Genomic DNA, 16645 nt, shown 5'->3' with positions numbered 1-16645 from the left:
CATGGGCCTCGCCGCCATCGTGCTGGCCCGGCGGCTGCGGCTGCACAGCGCCCTGCCGGCGCCCTCGCAATACCTGCCCGATCCGGATTTGTCCGAAAGCTACAGCGAGGTGTTCCTTCGCATCGCTAACTTGGCCAAGGCCAACCCCGGCTGGTGGCCGCCCAGGCCCTGGCGCCGGCTGCTCGCCGGGATGCATCGCTTCATGGGAGGGCGGACGCGCATCCCGGGCGCCTGGGAACCGGCGTGAGACGGGGAGGGTAGGCGCGGCCGGGATTGCGCCAGATCATGCGCCGAGACGCCGGATCCGTCCCAGGCTGCATGCCTTCGCACGCAATCCCGCATCCAGTCGGAGTCGCCCATGCTGCAGTCCCCCCCTGCCGAACCCGGTATGCGCGAGGAGGAGGTCGATACCCCGGCCCTCCTGCTCGATCTCGATGCGCTCGAGGCCAATCTCGACAGCATGGCGGCGCTGCTGGCGCCGACCGGCGTGAAGCTGCGCGCCCATGCCAAGACCCACAAGTCGCCGGTCATCGCGCATCTGCAGATGGCGCGCGGCGCGGTCGGCCAATGCGTGCAGAAGGTGGGGGAGGCGGAGGCGCTGGCCTGGGGCGGGGTGCCGGACATCCTGGTGAGCAACCAGGTGGTCGGGCCCGCCAAGCTGGCGCGGCTGGCGGCGCTGGCCCGCATCGCCCGCATCGCCGTCTGCGCCGATGACGCGGCGCAGGTCGGCGCCATCGAGGCGGCGGCGGAGGCGGCCGGGGTCCGCATCCCGGTGCTGGTCGAGATCGATTGCGGCGCCGGCCGCTGCGGCGTGGCGCCGGGGCCGGAGGCGGTGGCGCTCGCCGAGCGCATCGCCGCCAGCCGGCATCTGCGCTTCGGCGGGCTGCAGAGCTACCACGGCAGCGCCCAGCACCGCCGCACCCCGGCGGAGCGCGAGGCGGCGATCGGCCATGCGGTGGCGGTGACGCGGCGGACGGTGGAGCAGCTCCGCCAGCGCGGCCTCGGCTGCGAGATCGTCGGCGGCGGCGGCACCGGCACCTTCGCCCTCGAGGCGGCGAGCGGCGTCTATACCGAGATCCAGGCCGGCTCCTACGCCTTCATGGACGCGGATTACGCGCGGAACGCGGCGCCGCCGCCCTTCCGGCAATCGCTCTTCGTGCTGGCGACGGTGATGAGCCGGGCGCTCGCCGGCGTCGCGGTGGTCGATGCCGGGCACAAGGCCGTCGCGGTCGATAGCGGCCTGCCGCTGGTGCAGGACCGGCCGGGGCTGCGCTATGCCAGCGCCTCGGACGAGCATGGCAAGCTGCTGGTCGAGGCGGGCGAGGCGCCGCGGCTCGGCGAGAAGCTGCGGCTGGTCCCCGGGCATTGCGACCCGACCATCGACCGCTACGACTGGTATGTCGGGGTGCGGCAGGGGCGGGTGGAATGCCTCTGGCCGATCGCCGCCCGCGGCGCCATGGCCTGAGAGGGGGGGGCGAGAGCGGATCCCGATCAGGTGGACTTCCCTGATCGGGTGAAGATGCTCTGAAAACAATAGTCTAGGGCACGTCCCCTGAACCGGTGTTCAGGGGAAGTGTCCTAGCCGGAGCGGCGGCCGTTGCCGGCGGTCTTCACCGGCTTGCCGGCGGGCTTGCCAGCGGGCTTGTCGGTGACCTTCGCCGCGGCCGCCGGCCGGCGCTGCGCCGGCAGGCTGACGCGGCTGCTGGTGTCGCCCTGCTCCAGCCGGACCGGCTGGCGCGCGGTGGGGGTCGAGGTCATGCGCAGCAGCGAGGAGCGCTGGTCGATGCCGCGGCCGGCGGCGAGGCCGGGCGCCGGCGCGGCGCGGCTGGCGGGGCCGCGGACCAGGCGGGCGGTGGCCCGGCCGGCGACGCGCGTGGTGACGACGCGTGGGGCGGCGCTGGCGCGGGCGCTGGTGCGGGCGAGGCTGGCGGCATGCGCGCTCGCCAGCAGGCCGGGCGTGGCGCGGCGGGCGACCAGCATCTCGCGCGGCGCGACGCCGACCGAGGTGAAGCCCTGGTCGAGCAGCGCCATCATGTGCCGGTCGCGCTCCCGCCCGGTGCGGCCGCCGAACACCGCGGCGACGAGGCGGACGCCGTCGCGCTGGGCCGAGGCGACGAGGTTGAAGCCGCTGTCGTCGACATAGCCGGTCTTGATGCCGTCGGCGCCGTCGTATTCCTGCAGCAGCCGGTTGTGGTTCCACAGCGTCCGGCCGCGGAAGACGAAATTCGGCGTCGAGAAATAGGCGTAGCGGTCCGGGAAGTCGTGGACCAGGTGCTGGCCGAGCACCGCCATGTCGCGCGCCGTCGAGACCTGCTCGATATCGGGCAGGCCCGAGGCGTTGCGGAAGGTGGTGTTGCGCATCCCGAGCGAGCGGGCGCGCAGCGTCATCATCTGCGCGAAGCGGTCCTCGGAGCCGCCGCCGAGCAGCTCGCCGAGTGCTGCGGCGGCGTCGTTGGCCGATTTGGTGACGAGGGCGAGGATGGCCTCCTCGACCGTCAGGGTCGTGCCCGGCGTCAGGCCGAGCTTCGACGGTGCCATGGAGGCCGCCGAATAGGAGACCGGCACCGGCGTCGAGAGCGTGATGCGACCGTCGCGCAGGGCCTCGAAGGCCATGTAGGCGGTCATCATCTTGGTGAGCGAGGCCGGATAGCGACGCTCATCCGGGCTGGCGGCGACGAGGGTGGTGCCGTTGCGGGCATCCACCACGATGGCCGAGTAACGCTCGCTGCCGATCTGTGCCGCGGCCGGTGCCGCGATGCCTAATCCGCAGGCGAGCACGAGGGCACGAACGGCCCTTGAGCGCCATGACGCGCTGGTCCCCAACATAGGCAACCCCCTGATACGCGGCACCGCCCCCCCGGCATGCCAGCGAATCGTGCGAACGATACGGTGCGCCCATCGCACCTGTCTACCGGAATGCGTTGGGAACCTTGCCAAAGCAATAACTTGCAGCCGGCATTTGCCAGGCAATGTAAGTTTTTCAAGGAGTTCGTTGCAGAACCCGCATGCCGCGCGGGTCATGACTATCACGGTTCTGTTATATGAAGCGTTATTGTGCAACGCAAAAAATGCTTGCCCAGGACGGAGGCTGGATCGTAGAAGGTTGCATATTGCAGTGCAGCATAACCTGCTGCGGCGGTCCCGCGGAGCCAGGCGACGGCTCCCGGGGCAAGGGACAGGAAGCGAGGCGAGCCGTGACGGTGCGACGAGGCAAGGCAGTGGCGATGGCGACTGCGACCGAGGCCAAGCTGGCCGCCCCCGTGGCCGCACGCCCCGCGGCGAAGCCCGCGAAGACCCTGATCGAGACGGCCGCGTCGGTGCCCGCGGCGGCAGAGGCCCAGGCCGGGACCGCCCTGGCGGCGATCGGCGAGGCCATGGCCAGCGAGGCGGCGGCCGCCGCGATGCCGGCCGGCACGACTACCATGACTACCGAGACTGGGCCCACGCAGTTGGGCGTGACGATGGAGAAGACCATGGAGCAGGTGACGAAGACCGCCGACGGGCTGTTCAAGGCGGCGGAAGAGGCGGCGGAGTTCTCCCGCGGCAATCTCGAGGCGGTGGCGAAGGCGACGCAGCTCTATGTCGCCGGCGTGCAGGATCTCGGCAAGCAGACCCTGGCCCTGGTCCAGGGCCTGACCGACCACACGGTCGCCGGCGCCAAGGCGCTCGGCTCGGTGAAGAGCCTCAAGGAGGCCGCCGAGGTCCAGGCGAGCTTCGCCCGCACCGCCATGGAGAAGAGCTTCGCCGAGACCGCGAAGCTGCAGGAGGCCGCGCTGAAGCTGGCCGAGGCGTCCTTCGCGCCGATCTCCGCCCGCATGACGCTCGCGGTCGAGAAGTTCTCCAAGCCGCTGGCCGCCTGAGCCACCGGCAGAGTTCGCCCCCGGCCGCAGGGCCGGGGGGATGCGGGCCCGGCGCGGGCCGCCCATCCCCGATCCGGGGAGGGCGGCCGGCCCGGGCCCTTTTCCGTTCCGGCCTCCGTTCCGGCGCCGCCATCTTTGCCGCGCCCGCGCCCGCCCCATATCTTTGCGCGAGGCCACGCGTGGCACTTCACCTCGCGCCGCGCGCGGCGGTATCCTCGGCCGCGACAGTCACAGGCCGGCGTTGGGTCACCCTCGGCCGGGCGGCCCCCCTGTCCACCAGGATTTTCGATGAGCGATCAAGACAAGCGACCGAACGGAGGGAATACGCCAGGCGACACCACGCCGAACACCGGCGTCGTGGTGAAGACCCGGCCGCGCACCAAGAAGCCGGCGATGTACAAGGTACTGATGCTCAACGACGACTACACCCCGATGGAGTTCGTCGTGCATGTGCTCGAACGCTTCTTCCAGAAGAACCGGGACGAGGCGACCCGCATCATGCTGCACGTGCATCGGCGGGGGGTCGGGGTCTGCGGCGTCTATACCTACGAGGTGGCCGAGACCAAGGTGACGCAGGTGATGGACTTGGCGCGGCAGAACCAGCATCCTCTGCAGTGCACCATCGAGAAGGAATAGGGCGATCGGCGCCTGTCGTCCCGGATGCTGCGGCGGGTCCGCCCGCCCGGGAGCCCCGCGGATGACCACCGCGGCGCGCCGCCCTGCGCCAGGCCGGGCAACGGCCGACCGGAGGGCAGCCCCAGGCCGCTCCCGGCCCACCCCGCCGAACGGGGGGGATGCTGATTGGGGGGCACGCACCAAGATGTTCAACTGGGGCAACCCCCCATCGCGGCCGGCCGTTGTCCGGCGTGATGGACCGCAACGGGAGCGTCTCTAGCATGCTGTCACGCAACCTCGAGCAGACGCTCCATCGCGCCCTCGGCCTCGCCAATGAGCGGCGGCACGAATACGCGACCCTGGAGCACCTGCTTCTCGCCCTGACGGACGACACCGACGCCTCCACCGTGCTCAGGGCCTGCGGCGTCGATACCGAGAAGCTGAAGCGCGACCTGACCGAGTTCCTCGACAAGGACCTTGCCGGGCTGGTCACCGAGCGCGCCGGCGACCCGAAGCCGACCGCGGGCTTCCAGCGCGTCGTGCAGCGCGCCGCCATCCATGTCCAGTCCTCCGGCCGCGACGAGGTGACGGGGGCCAATGTCCTCGTCGCCCTCTTCAGCGAGCGCGAGAGCCATGCCGTCTACTTCCTGCAGCTGCAGGACATGACGCGGCTCGACGCGGTGAACTTCATCTCGCACGGCATCGCCAAGGCGCCGGGCCGGGCGCAGAACCGCCCCGTGCAGGGCACGCCCTCCACCGCGCAGAGCGAGGAGCCGGAGAAGGAGGAGAAGCCCGCCCGCGGCCGCGGCCAGGACGCGCTCTCCAACTACTGCGTCAACCTCAACAAGAAGGCGCAGCAGGGCAAGATCGACCCGCTCATCGGCCGCGAGCAGGAGATCGAGCGCACCATCCAGATCCTTTGCCGCCGCACCAAGAACAACCCGCTCTATGTGGGCGATCCGGGCGTCGGCAAGACCGCCATCGCCGAGGGGCTGGCCAAGCGCATCATCGAGGGCGACGTGCCCGAGGTGCTGGGCAAGTCCACCATCTTCGCGCTCGACATGGGCAGCCTGCTCGCCGGCACCCGCTACCGCGGCGATTTCGAGGAGCGGCTGAAGGCCGTCGTCTCCGAGCTCGAGCAGCAGCCGGGCTCCATCCTCTTCATCGACGAGATCCACACGGTGATCGGCGCCGGCGCGACCAGCGGCGGCGCGATGGACGCCTCCAACCTGCTGAAGCCGGCGCTGGCCCAGGGCACGCTGCGCTGCATCGGCAGCACCACCTACAAGGAATACCGCAACTACTTCGAGAAGGACCGGGCGCTGGTCCGGCGCTTCCAGAAGATCGACGTCAACGAGCCGAACCTCGAGGATGCGGTCAAGATCCTGCAGGGGCTGAAGACCAACTACGAGAAGCACCACAAGGTGCGCTACACGCCCGAGGCCATCCGCGCCGCGGTCGAGCTCTCGGCCAAGTACATCCACGACCGCAAGCTGCCTGACAAGGCGATCGACGTGATCGACGAGGTCGGCGCCAGCCGGATGCTGCTGCCCGAGAACAAGCGCAAGAAGACCGTCACGCTGAAGGATGTCGAGGAGATCGTGGCGAAGATCGCCCGCATCCCCCCGAAGACCGTCAGCAACGACGACAAGGAGACGCTGAAGACCCTCGAGCGCGACCTGAAGGCCATGGTCTTCGGCCAGGACAAGGCGATCGAGGCGCTCTCGGCGGCGATCAAGCTCTCCCGCGCCGGGCTGCGCGACCCGGAGAAGCCGATCGGCAACTACCTCTTCTCCGGCCCGACCGGCGTCGGCAAGACCGAGGTGGCGAAGCAGCTCGCCAAGACCCTCGGGATCGAGCTGATCCGCTTCGACATGTCGGAATACATGGAGCGGCATTCGGTCTCGCGGCTCATCGGCGCGCCGCCCGGCTATGTCGGCTTCGACCAGGGCGGGCTGCTGACGGACGCCATCGACCAGCACCCGCATGCGGTGCTGCTGCTCGACGAGATCGAGAAGGCGCATCAGGATCTCTACAACATCCTGTTGCAGGTGATGGACCACGGCAAGCTCACCGACCACAACGGCAAGACCGTCGATTTCCGCAACGTCATCCTCATCATGACGACGAATGCGGGCGCGGCGGACCTGGCCAAGCCGGCGATCGGCTTCGGCCGCGAGCAGCGGGTCGGCGAGGACCAGGAGGCGATCCAGCGCATGTTCACGCCGGAGTTCCGCAACCGGCTGGACGCGGTGGTGCCCTTCTCCGGCCTGACGCCGGAGATCGTCGGCCGCGTGGTCGAGAAGTTCGTCATGCAGCTCGAGGCGCAGCTCGCCGACCGCAACGTGACGATCGAGCTGTCCTCCGCCGCCAAGGAGTGGCTGGCCGAGAAGGGCTTCGACCCGCTCTACGGCGCCCGGCCGCTGGCGCGCGTCATCCAGGAGCACGTCAAGAAGCCGCTCGCCGAGGAGCTGCTCTTCGGCAAGCTGGTCAAGGGCGGCGCGGTGAAGGTGCACCTGAAGGATGGCGAGCTCGGCTTCGACTATGTCGAGGCGGCGCCGCCGGCCCTGCCGAAGCCCGAGGAGGGCGATGGCGAGGCGGAGCGGGAGCCCGAGGTCATCGAGTAGTCCTCCGGGCGGATTGCCGGTACCAAGGAAGGCGCGGGGCTCGGCCCCGCGCCTTTTTGCATGATGGGAGGATCGCCATGAGCGCCGTGAAGGATTGGGATGCCTACAGCGCCGGCCTGCGCACGCAGGGCAAAGCGCTCTCGACGCTGCATCCGGACCTGGTGAAGGGCTTCGCCGCGCTCAACCAGGGCGCCGCCGCGGCGCGGCACCTGGATGCCAAGACGCGCGAGCTGATCGCCCTCGCGGTCGCCGTCACCACGCGCTGTGACGGCTGCATCGACGCGCATGTGCGCAAGGCCAAGCATGCCGGGGCGACGCGCGAGGAGATGGCCGAGGCGCTCGGCGTCGCCATCGCGCTGAATGCCGGCGCCGCCTTCACCTATTCGCTGCACGTCCTCGACGCGGCGGGCGAGTAGGGCCCGGGCGCCTTCGGCCTCAGTTGGCGGGCAGCGCCGCGAGGCTCAGCATCAGCCGGCTGAGGCCGTCCTCGCGCACCGCCGCGGCGGCCTCGGCCAGGTCGAACCAGCGGCGCTCGCGCTCCGCCTTCTCGGGCCAGTCCTCCAGCAGGGTCTCGACCTGGAGCGGGAAGACCTCGACGGTGCAGGTCACGCTGCCGCCATCGGGCAGCCGCTTGGCATAGGCGTAGCGGCCGATCGGGGTGGTGGCGATCCGGCCGCGGATGCCGGCCTCCTCATAGGCCTCCTGGGCGGCCTGGCCGGCGGCGTTGCGCTTGCCCACCCAGCCCTTCGGGATCACCCAGCGGCGGGTCTCCCGGCTGGTAACCAGCAGCACGCGCCACGCCTCGCCCTGGCGGGCCAGCGGCAGGGCGGCGCATTGCCGGCGACTGGCACGGGCGGCGCGATTCGGCATCGAGTTCCCATCATCGGGCGAGGATGATCGCACCCCGCCCTGGTTCCTCCCATCGACAACTTACCAAATGGTTGCCCTTCAGCCGCAAATCCAAACAATTAACGAAAAATTCAGGTTGGGCGCCGATCGGTCCGGCGCCCGCTACCCGATCGGCGCTCCATCCTGCCGGGTGATGGCGATCACCGAGGGGCGGGGCGGCGCGTCCTCGCGGAAATCCGGCCAGCGCGTCGTCGGCGCCTCGAAATGGCTGCCCGCGCCCTCGCCGGGATGCTGGATGGCGAGGAAGAGGGTGCGCTCGTCCGGGGTGAAGCAGGGGCCGCAGACCTCGGCCCCGACCGGCGCCTGGTAGAACAGCCGGGTCAGCGCCCGCCCGGCCCCGGTCGTGTCGGCGGCATAGAGCCCGTCGGCGACGCCGGCGGCCTCGGGCGCGCCGTCGGTGGCGATCCAGATCCGGCCGTTCCGGTCGAAGGTGCAGTTGTCCGGGCAGGAGAGCCAGCCCTGGTCGCTGGTGGCGCGGTGGTACTGCGCGCCGGGATCGATGCCCGGCCGGCCGGCGACGAGGAAGAGGCCCCAGCGCGCCTCGGTCGCCGCATGGTCGACCTGCCCGGTGCCGGCGCCCGGCGGGATGATCTCGAGCACATGGCCATGCAGGTTGGCCGGGCGCGGATTGGCCGCGTCCACCTGCCCCGACTTGCGGCTGCCGTTGTTGGTGAGCATGACATAGACGCGGCCGCTGCGGCGGTTGGTCTCGACATCCTCGGGCCGGTCCATCGGCGTCGCGCCGAGCAGGTCGGCGGCGCGGCGCGCCTCGATCACCACGTCGCCCTGGGCGTGGAAGCCGTTCTCCGGCGTCAGCGGGCCCTCGCCCTGGACCAGGCGCAGCCAGCGCAGCGTGCCATCCGCCTCGAAGCGGGCGACATGCAGCACCCCCTCGTCGAGCAGGTCGCGGTTGGCGGCCGGGTCGCCGGGGGTCCAGGCGCGGGCGGTGACGAATTTGTAGAGGTAGTCGAAGCGCTCGTCGTCGCCGGAATAGAAGGCGACGCGGCCATCGGCGCTCACCGCATGGGTGCAGCCCTCGTGCTTGAAGCGGCCGAGGGCGGTGCGCTTCACCGGCACGCTCGCCGGGTCGTAGGGGTCGAACTCCACCACCCAGCCGAAGCGGTTCGGCTCGTTCGGCGTCTGGTCGAGGTCGAAGCGCGGCTCGAAGCGGCGCCAGCCATAGACCGGCTCCTTCAGGATGCCGTAGCGCCGGTAGGCGGCCGCCTGAGCGCCGCTCTCCGCCGCCTCGCCGCCGAAGTAGTAGTTGAAATTCTCCTCGCAGGTGAGGACGGTGCCCCAGGGCGTGTTGCCGCCGGCGCAGTTGTTCAGCGTGCCGCGCACCTGCCGCCCCGTCGGGTCCTCGGCGGTCCGCAGCCGCGCATGCCCGGCGGCGGGGCCGCTGAGGCGCATCGGCGTCTCGGCGGTGATCCGGCGGTTCCAGCGGCTGTCGCGGCGATAGCGCCAGGCGCCGTCCTCGCGCCGCAGCTCGACCACCGAGAGGCCCATGGCGGCGCGCTCGATCGCGCCGTGCTCGGCGGTGGTGCGGGCGCGCATCTCCCGCCCGCTGCCGAGGCCGGGGAACATCAGGTTGGTGTTGGTGTATTCGTGGTTCACCACCAGCAGCCCGTGATCGGCGCTGCGGGCGCCGGCGGGCAGCGGGAAGAAGTCGAGATAGTCGTTATTGTAGCCGAATTGCCGCGCCTGCGCCGCGGCGCTCTGCTGCCGCGGGTCGTGCTCCGGCGCATCGGCGAGGATCGGGTCGCCCCAGCGGATCACCACCTGGATCGCATGCCCCGCGGCGACGGCGTCGCGCGGCGCGAGCTGGTGCCGCAGCTCGGGGAAGCCGAGGCTGGAGGGGCCGCCGTCCGGCGTGTTGCCGCTGTCCTGCGCCGCGGCCGGCCGGGCGGGCGCGAGCGCCGCGGCGCCGGCCGCCCCGAGCAGCGCCCGGCGCGACAGCCGCTCGGCGATCAGCGCGCCGATCGGCCGGCGCGGCGCCGGGTTGCTGCCGATATCCTCGATCTCGATGGGCGTATCCCCGGGCTCGGCATCGCTCATGGCCATCCCCGCTGGCAGGCGTCGACCCGGCGGTGTCGCCCGGGCCGGCGGCGAAGTCCAGCGACAGCCGCATGACACCGGCGCCATGCGGCGCGCCGGGCCGGGCTTCCTCCCTCCGGCCGTCCCGGCCGGGCTTTCCCCCTTCCGGCCGGGCTTTACCCCTTCCGGCCGGGCTTCCCCCCTCCGGCGCGGCGCGCCATCCTGCCGCGCAGGAGGACGACACCGCCATGGCAGCCAAGCCCGAACCCTTCACGCTGGCCGTCCCGGAGGCGGCGATCGAGGATCTGCGGGAACGCCTGGCGCGCACCCGGCTGCCGGACCAGGTGCCGATCCCGCCGGGCGGCGACCCCTGGGCCTATGGCACGCCGACGGCCTATCTCGGCGAACTGCTCCGCCACTGGCGGGAGGGGTTCGACTGGCGGGCGCAGGAGGCGCTGCTGAACGCCTTCCCGCAGTACAAGGTGCCGCTGCACGGCATCGACCTGCACTACCTGCATGTGCCCGGGAAAGGGCCGGACCCGATGCCGCTGCTGCTGATGCATGGCTGGCCCGGCTCGGTCTTCGAGTTCATCGACATCATCCCGCGCCTGACCGACCCGGCGGCCTTCGGCGGCGACCCGGCGGACGCCTTCACCGTCATCGCCCCCTCGCTGCCGGGCTATGGCCTGTCCTTCGCGCCGGGGCAGAAGCGCTTCGCCATCGCCGACATCGCCGATTGCCTGGCCGCGCTGATGACGGAGGTGCTGGGCTATCGCCGCTTCGCCGCGCAGGGCGGGGATTTCGGCGCCTTCACCGCCTCCTGCCTCGGCGCGACGCATGCCGAGACGCTGATCGGCATCCACATCAACCTGCTCGCCATGCGGCGCGATCTCGGCCTGCTGCGGGATGACGACCCGGCGGAGCGGCGCTACCGCGAGGCGCTCGATCTCTGGCTGAAGGAGGAGACGGGCTACCAGTGGATCCAGGGCACGCGGCCGCAGACCCTGGCGGCGGCGCTGACCGACAGCCCGGCCGGCCTCGCCGCCTGGATCGCCGAGAAATTCCACGCCTGGACCGACAATGACGGGCGCATCGAGAGCGCCGTGCCGCGCGACCGGATGCTGGCCGATATCGCGCTCTACTGGTTCACCGGCTGCATCGGCGCCTCCTTCTGGCCCTACTACGCCCGGCTGCACGGGCCCTGGCCGATCCCGGACGGGAAGACGGTGGACGTGCCGACCGGCTACGCGCAATTCCCGCGCGAGATCCTGCACCCGCCGCGCAGCTTCGCGGCCCGCACCTACACCGATATCCGCCGCTGGACGGAGATGGAGAAGGGCGGGCATTTCGCCGCCATGGAGCAGCCGGAGGCGCTGGCGGCGGAGGTGCAGGCCTTCTTCCGGCCGCTGCGGGAGGGTTGAGGATGCGTGCCGTCGCCATGACGCGGAAGGCGCTGCCGATCGAGGATCCGGCGGCGCTGGTCGATCTCGACCTGCCCGATCCCGGCCCGCCGCAGGGCCGCGACCTGCTGGTGCGGGTGCAGGCAATCTCGGTCAATCCGCGCGACATGAAGAGCCGGATGAGCATGGAGGCCTCGCCGGAGAAGCCCCTGGTGCTCGGCTACGATGCGAGCGGCGTGGTCGAGGCGGTGGGGCCGGACTGCACCCTGTTCCGCCCCGGCGATGCGGTGATCTATGCCGGCGTGCTCGACCGCCCCGGCTCGAATGCCGAGAAGCAGCTCGTCGACGAGCGCATCACCGGCCGCAAGCCGGAGACGCTGGATCACGCCGCCGCCGCCTCGCTGCCGCTCACCACGCTCACCGCCTATGAGATGCTCTTCGACCGGCTGCGCCTGCCGCGTGGCGAGGCCGCCGCGGGCCATGTGCTGCTGGTGATCGGCGGCGCCGGCGGCGTGCCCTCCATGGCGATCCAGCTCGCCCGGACATTGACGGGCGTGACGGTGATCGGCACGGCCTCCCGGCCGGAGAGCGCCGCCTGGGTGACGCAATGCGGCGCGCATCACGTGGTGGACCACAGCCAGCCGCTGCCGCCGCAGGTCAAGGCGCTGGCGGCCGGGCCGATGCCCTGGATCTTCTCCACCCACACCGACGCCGCGCGCTGGGCGGAGATGGCGACGATGATCGCGCCGCAGGGGGCGATCGGGCTGATCGACGACCCGGAGCCGCTCGACCTGCGGCTGCTGAAGTTCAAGAGCGCCTCGGTGCATTGGGAGGCGATGTTCACCCGGCCGATGTTCGCCACGGCCGACATGGTGCGCCAGCACGAGATCCTCGACGAGGTGGCGGCGTTGGTCGATGCCGGGCGGCTGCGCCCGACGGGGACGCAGAATTTCGGCGCCATCAACGCCGCCAACCTGCGCCGCGCGCATGCGGTGATCGAGCAGGGGCGGACGGTCGGCAAGATCGTGCTGGCCGGGTTCTGAGCTGGTCCGCAGACAGGGAGGGGACGGGGCGATGCTGGACGAGGCCGCGGCGGGCGAGGCCGCCGCGCTGATCTGGGAGAGCCGGCAATCGGCGCGCCGCATCGCGGCATTGCCGGAGCGGTTGCGGCCCGCCGACCGGGCCGAGGGCTACGCCATCCAGGCGCGGTACGAGGCGCGGAGCGACCGGCCGCTCTTCGGCTGGAAGATCGCCGCCACCAGCCGCGCCGGCCAGGCGCATATCGGCGTCGACGGGCCGCTCGGCGGCCGCATCCTGGCCGAGATGCTGGTGCCGGAGGGCGGCACGCTCGGCCTCGCCGACAACGCCATGCGCGTCGCCGAGCCGGAATTCGTCTTCCGCATGGCGCGCGACCTGCCGCCGCGCGCCACGCCCTACACGCAGGCCGAGGTGATGGCCGCCGTCGGGGCGCTGCATCTCGGCATCGAGGTGCCGGACAGCCGCTTCGCGGATTTCGCCCGCGCCGGCGGGCCGCAGCTCATCGCCGACAATGCCTGCGCGCACCGCTTCTGCCTCGGGCCGGAGGCGCCAGAGGCGTGGCGCGGGATCGACCTCGCGGCGCATCGCGTGCAGTGCCGCGTCGGCGAACGCTACGCGCGGGAGGGGATCGGCGCCAATGTGCTCGGCGACCCGCGCATCGCGCTCGCCTGGCTAGCCAACGAGCTCTCCCGCCACGGCGTGACCCTGCGGGAGGGCCAGTACGTGACGACCGGCACCTGCGCCGTGCCGCTCGAGATCCAGCCGGGCGACGCTGTCCAGGTTGATTACGGCCCGCTCGGCCAAATGGGTCTCGCCTTCGGCGCCTGAATGGGGGCCGCGCCGGGCGTTTCCGTCCGGCGATCTTCTGCTGTAATGACTGGGATGTCCGCCGCCCGGCGGCAACCCTGCGAGGAAACCGCCCCCATGGCCGAGGCCGCGCCCGATGCCGATACCTTCGACTACGTCATCGTCGGCTCCGGCGCCGCCGGCTCGGTGCTCGCCAACCGGCTGAGCGCGGATCCCGGCGTCACAGTCTGCGTGCTGGAGGCGGGGCCGCCCGACCGCAACCCCTTCATCCACATCCCGGCCGGCTTCATCAAGACGCTGGCCGATCCCGGCGTCACCTGGCAGTTCAAGACCGAGCCGCTGCCGATGACCGGCGGGCGGCGGATCAGCACCGTGCAGGGCCGCACCCTCGGCGGCTCCTCCTCGGTGAACGGCATGATCTACAACCGCGGCCAGCCCGCCGACCTCGACAATTGGGCGCAGCGCGGCAACCGCGGCTGGGGCTATGCCGATTGCCTGCCCTATTACCGCCGCAGCGAGAACCGCATCGGTCCCTCCGACGCCTCGCGCGGGCGGAACGAGGACGGCATCCCGATCACCGACATGGACTGGATCAACCCGATCTCGGAAGCCTTCATCCAGGGCTGCGTCGGGCTCGGCATCCCGCGCGCCCGCGACTACAATTGCGGCGACCAGGCCGGCGTCGGCTATTTCCAGCGGGCGATCCGCAAGGGCCGCCGCGTCTCGGCCGCCGTCGCCTTCCTCAAGCCGGCGCTGTCGCGGCCGAATCTCGAGGTGCGCACCAATGCCCGCGCCAGCCGCATCCTCTTCGAGGGCAAGCGGGCGGTCGGCATCGCCTATCTGAACGCGCCCGGCGCCGCGCCGCAGCAGGTGCGGGCGCGGCGCGAGGTGATCCTCTCCGCCGGCACGGTGAACACGGCGCGGCTGCTGCAGGTCTCGGGCGTCGGCCCGGCCGAGCTGCTCGGCCGGCTCGGCGTGCCGGTGGTGCACGAGCTGCGCGGCGTCGGCAGCAATTTCCGCGACCACTACGCCTCGCGCTTCGTCATGCGGGCGAAGAAGGGCGTCGAGACGCTGAACGAGCTGGCGCGCGGCCTCAGGCTCGGCGCGCAGATCGCGCGCTGGGCGCTCGGCAAGCCGAGCATCCTGGCGACGGCGCCGAGCCATGTGCATGTCTTCTGGAAGAGCTTCGAGGGGCTCGACGTGCCGGACCTGCAATGCGTCTTCACCCCCGGCTCCTATGCCGAGGGCAAGGTCTATGTGCTCGACGACTATCCCGGCGTGACCGCGGGCGCCTGGCAGCACCGGCCGGAGAGCCATGGCTGGGTGCGGGCGCGCAGCGCCAATGTCTTCGAGGATCCGGAGATCAACCCCAACTACCTCTCCGATTCGATGGATGTGCGGGTGCATCTCGGCGGCATGCGGCTGCTGCGGCGGATGCTCGGCACGCCCGAGCTCGGCCGCTTCCTCGAGGTGGAGACGCTGCCCGGGCCGGAGGTGCAGACGGATGACGAGCTGCTCGACTTCGCCAAGCGGAACGGCAGCACCACCTATCACCTGATCGGCACGGCGCGGATGGGGCCGGAGACCGATCCCACCACCGTGGTCAGCGACCGGCTGCTGGTGCACGGCATGCAGGGGCTGCGGGTGGTGGATGCCTCCATCATGCCCGGCATGCCCTCGGCCAACACCTATGCGACGACGCTGATGATCGCCGAGAAGGCGGCCGACTTCATCCGCGGCCGCGAGGCGGCGGCGCCCGAAGCGGCCGCGGCGGCCTGAGCGGCGGAGCGACCGACATGGCCTCGAAGCCCGCCCGCCGCCGCGGCGGTTCCACCGCCGAGCCCGCCGCCACGCCCCCGGCCGAGCCCGCCGCGGAGGCGGTCCCGCCGGTGCCGGCCGGGGATGCCGCGCCCGAGCCGGCGCATGCCGTGGCGCGCCGGACGAAGGCGCCGCCCACGCCCGAGGCCGCGGCCGAGGCGGCGCCGGCGCATCCCGAGGAGATCCGCGGCGAGCTGCGGCTCACCATCGGCGAGCGCGCGGTGCTGCAGATGCATGGCCGCATCACCCCGGCCGGGCTGGTGACGGCCGGCGTCATGGTCGCCTCCATCCTGCTCTCCACCGCCTCCCTGGTCTGGTCGGCGCGCCGGCGGCCCTGAGCGCCGCCGCATGCCAACGGCATGAATGAAGCATTCATGCCGTTGGCATCACATCAGGCGGGGATGTCGGACCAGGCTTCGCCGAAGCCCGCGACATGCGGGTTGTCCTTCGCCTTCTCGAGGAAGCTGCGATATTGCGGCGGCAGCAGGGCGAGGGGCGAGGGCTCGCCCAGCATCATGGCGGCGAGCAGCGGCCAGTGCGGATTGGCCAGCGCCGGCCGCCCGACCATCAGCAGGTCGGCATCGCCGGCGCGGATCATGCGGTCGGCATGCACCGGGTCGCCGAGATTCCAGCTCACCGCCACCGGCATCCCGGTCTCGCGCCGGATGCGGGCCGCGGTCGGCACCATGAAGCCGCGCTCGGTCCAGGGCACCTCGGCGGCGTCGGTGTTCATGCCGAGGCTGATATCGACGAGGTCGAGGCCGCGCACCGCCAGCGCCTCGACCAGCGCGATGCTGTCCTCGATGCTGTGGGTGTCGGGGTGGAAGTCGATGGCGCCGATGCGCACGGTGAGCGGCAGCCGCTCCGGCCAGACCTCGCGCACCGCCTGGAAGGTCTCGACCAGGAAGCGGGCGCGGTTCTCGGCATTGCCGCCGTACTCGTCGGTGCGGGTATTGGCGATCGGCGACAGGAAGGAGGCGCCGAGGAAGCCGTGCGCGTAGTGGATCTCGAGCCACTCGAAGCCGGCCTCGAGCGCCCGCCGCGCCGCCGCGGCATAGTCGCGCTGCACCCGGCGGATGTCGTCCCGCGTCATCGCCCGCGCCGCGCGCGGGATGCGGCCGCCATAGGGAATGTCGGAGGGGCCGATCGATTCCCAATTCTCGGGGTCCTCGGCCGGCATCTGCGCATAGCCCTCCCAGGGCTTGCGCAGCCCGCCCTTGCGCCCGGCATGGCCGAGCTGCACCCCCGGCACCGCGCCCTGCGCCCGGACGAAGCGGGTGACGCGGGCGAGGGCCTCGGCCTGGGCATCGTTCCAGAGGCCGGCGCAGCCGGGGGTCATGCGGCCCTCCGGCGCGACGGCGAGCTGCTCGACCACCACCAGCCCGGCGCCGCCGACCGCGCGGGCGCCGAGATGCACCAGGTGCCAATCCGTCACCACCCCGTCCGGGCCGCAGGAATACTGCGTCATCGGCGAGAGGGCGATGCGGTTGCGCAGCGTGACGTCCTTCAGCGCGAAGGAGTCGAACAGCTTCGGCAT

At 71.6% G+C, this 16645-nt stretch carries 14 protein-coding genes and 1 pseudogene; 11 read left to right on the top strand and 4 right to left on the bottom strand.

The genetic code is table 11. The features are described 5' to 3' along the window. Together DOO78_RS27515 and DOO78_RS14245 are read left to right on the top strand one after the other, a co-directional pair. A pseudogene (locus tag DOO78_RS27515) lies at positions 1-247 on the top strand (transposase); the annotation flags it as partial. Positions 248-388: 141 nt separating this feature from the next. After that, the gene (locus DOO78_RS14245; RefSeq protein ID WP_243634547.1) at positions 389-1465 is read left to right on the top strand and encodes a DSD1 family PLP-dependent enzyme; all 1077 of its coding nucleotides are present in this window, start codon (positions 389-391) and stop codon (positions 1463-1465) included. Between the two features lie 113 nt (positions 1466-1578). On the opposite strand, the gene DOO78_RS14240 is transcribed toward DOO78_RS14245, so the two are convergent. After that, positions 1579-2778: a D-alanyl-D-alanine carboxypeptidase family protein gene (locus DOO78_RS14240; RefSeq protein ID WP_408887574.1), complete on the bottom strand. Its 1200-nt coding sequence runs from the start codon at positions 2776-2778 to the stop codon at positions 1579-1581. A 446-nt stretch (positions 2779-3224) separates the two neighbouring features. On the opposite strand from DOO78_RS14240, the gene DOO78_RS14235 reads away from it, so the two are divergent. The 4 genes from DOO78_RS14235 (at position 3225) to DOO78_RS14220 (ending at position 7518) form a co-directional block, all read left to right on the top strand. Next, positions 3225-3860, top strand: coding sequence for a phasin family protein (locus tag DOO78_RS14235; protein WP_243634546.1), 636 nt, complete (start codon positions 3225-3227; stop codon positions 3858-3860). Positions 3861-4148: 288 nt separating this feature from the next. Beyond that, on the top strand, positions 4149-4496 hold the full coding sequence (gene clpS / locus DOO78_RS14230) for an ATP-dependent Clp protease adapter ClpS (protein ID WP_111470509.1): 348 nt from the start codon (positions 4149-4151) through the stop codon (positions 4494-4496). A 260-nt stretch (positions 4497-4756) separates the two neighbouring features. Continuing rightward, the gene (gene clpA, locus DOO78_RS14225) at positions 4757-7102 is read left to right on the top strand and encodes an ATP-dependent Clp protease ATP-binding subunit ClpA (protein ID WP_111470508.1); all 2346 of its coding nucleotides are present in this window, start codon (positions 4757-4759) and stop codon (positions 7100-7102) included. Positions 7103-7188: 86 nt separating this feature from the next. Continuing rightward, the gene (locus DOO78_RS14220; RefSeq protein ID WP_111470526.1) at positions 7189-7518 is read left to right on the top strand and encodes a carboxymuconolactone decarboxylase family protein; all 330 of its coding nucleotides are present in this window, start codon (positions 7189-7191) and stop codon (positions 7516-7518) included. Between the two features lie 19 nt (positions 7519-7537). Here DOO78_RS14220 and DOO78_RS14215 read toward each other — a convergent pair whose 3' ends face one another. Both DOO78_RS14215 and DOO78_RS14210 read right to left on the bottom strand, forming a co-directional pair. Next, the gene (locus DOO78_RS14215) at positions 7538-7972 is read right to left on the bottom strand and encodes an NUDIX hydrolase (protein WP_111470507.1); all 435 of its coding nucleotides are present in this window, start codon (positions 7970-7972) and stop codon (positions 7538-7540) included. Between the two features lie 141 nt (positions 7973-8113). Beyond that, positions 8114-10066, bottom strand: coding sequence for a PhoX family protein (locus DOO78_RS14210; RefSeq protein WP_243634545.1), 1953 nt, complete (start codon positions 10064-10066; stop codon positions 8114-8116). A 227-nt stretch (positions 10067-10293) separates the two neighbouring features. Between DOO78_RS14210 and DOO78_RS14205 the strand changes: the two genes are divergently transcribed. From DOO78_RS14205 to DOO78_RS14185, 5 genes are all read left to right on the top strand, one after another. After that, the gene (locus DOO78_RS14205) at positions 10294-11466 is read left to right on the top strand and encodes an epoxide hydrolase family protein (protein WP_111470505.1); all 1173 of its coding nucleotides are present in this window, start codon (positions 10294-10296) and stop codon (positions 11464-11466) included. A gap of 2 nt (positions 11467-11468) precedes the next feature. Beyond that, positions 11469-12488 carry a zinc-binding alcohol dehydrogenase family protein gene (locus DOO78_RS14200; protein ID WP_111470504.1) on the top strand — a complete coding sequence of 340 codons (1020 nt, stop codon included), beginning with the start codon at positions 11469-11471 and terminating at the stop codon, positions 12486-12488. Positions 12489-12519: 31 nt separating this feature from the next. After that, positions 12520-13311: a 2-keto-4-pentenoate hydratase gene (locus tag DOO78_RS14195; protein ID WP_111470503.1), complete on the top strand. Its 792-nt coding sequence runs from the start codon at positions 12520-12522 to the stop codon at positions 13309-13311. Between the two features lie 96 nt (positions 13312-13407). Beyond that, complete coding sequence (locus DOO78_RS14190) at positions 13408-15069, top strand: GMC family oxidoreductase (protein ID WP_111470502.1); 1662 nt, start codon at positions 13408-13410, stop codon at positions 15067-15069. A 17-nt stretch (positions 15070-15086) separates the two neighbouring features. Continuing rightward, positions 15087-15446: a hypothetical protein gene (locus DOO78_RS14185; RefSeq protein WP_111470501.1), complete on the top strand. Its 360-nt coding sequence runs from the start codon at positions 15087-15089 to the stop codon at positions 15444-15446. A gap of 53 nt (positions 15447-15499) precedes the next feature. Here the strand turns inward: DOO78_RS14185 and DOO78_RS14180 are convergent, their stop codons facing one another. Then, positions 15500-16645: an NADH:flavin oxidoreductase/NADH oxidase gene (locus DOO78_RS14180; protein ID WP_111470500.1), complete on the bottom strand. Its 1146-nt coding sequence runs from the start codon at positions 16643-16645 to the stop codon at positions 15500-15502.

Origin of the sequence: Roseicella frigidaeris (genome assembly GCF_003258945.1) — a bacterium.
Classification (GTDB): Bacteria; Pseudomonadota; Alphaproteobacteria; order Acetobacterales; family Acetobacteraceae; genus Paracraurococcus; species Paracraurococcus frigidaeris.
The sequence above is the reverse complement of the archived record's forward strand: the minus strand, read 5'-3'. Positions and strand labels throughout refer to the sequence as shown.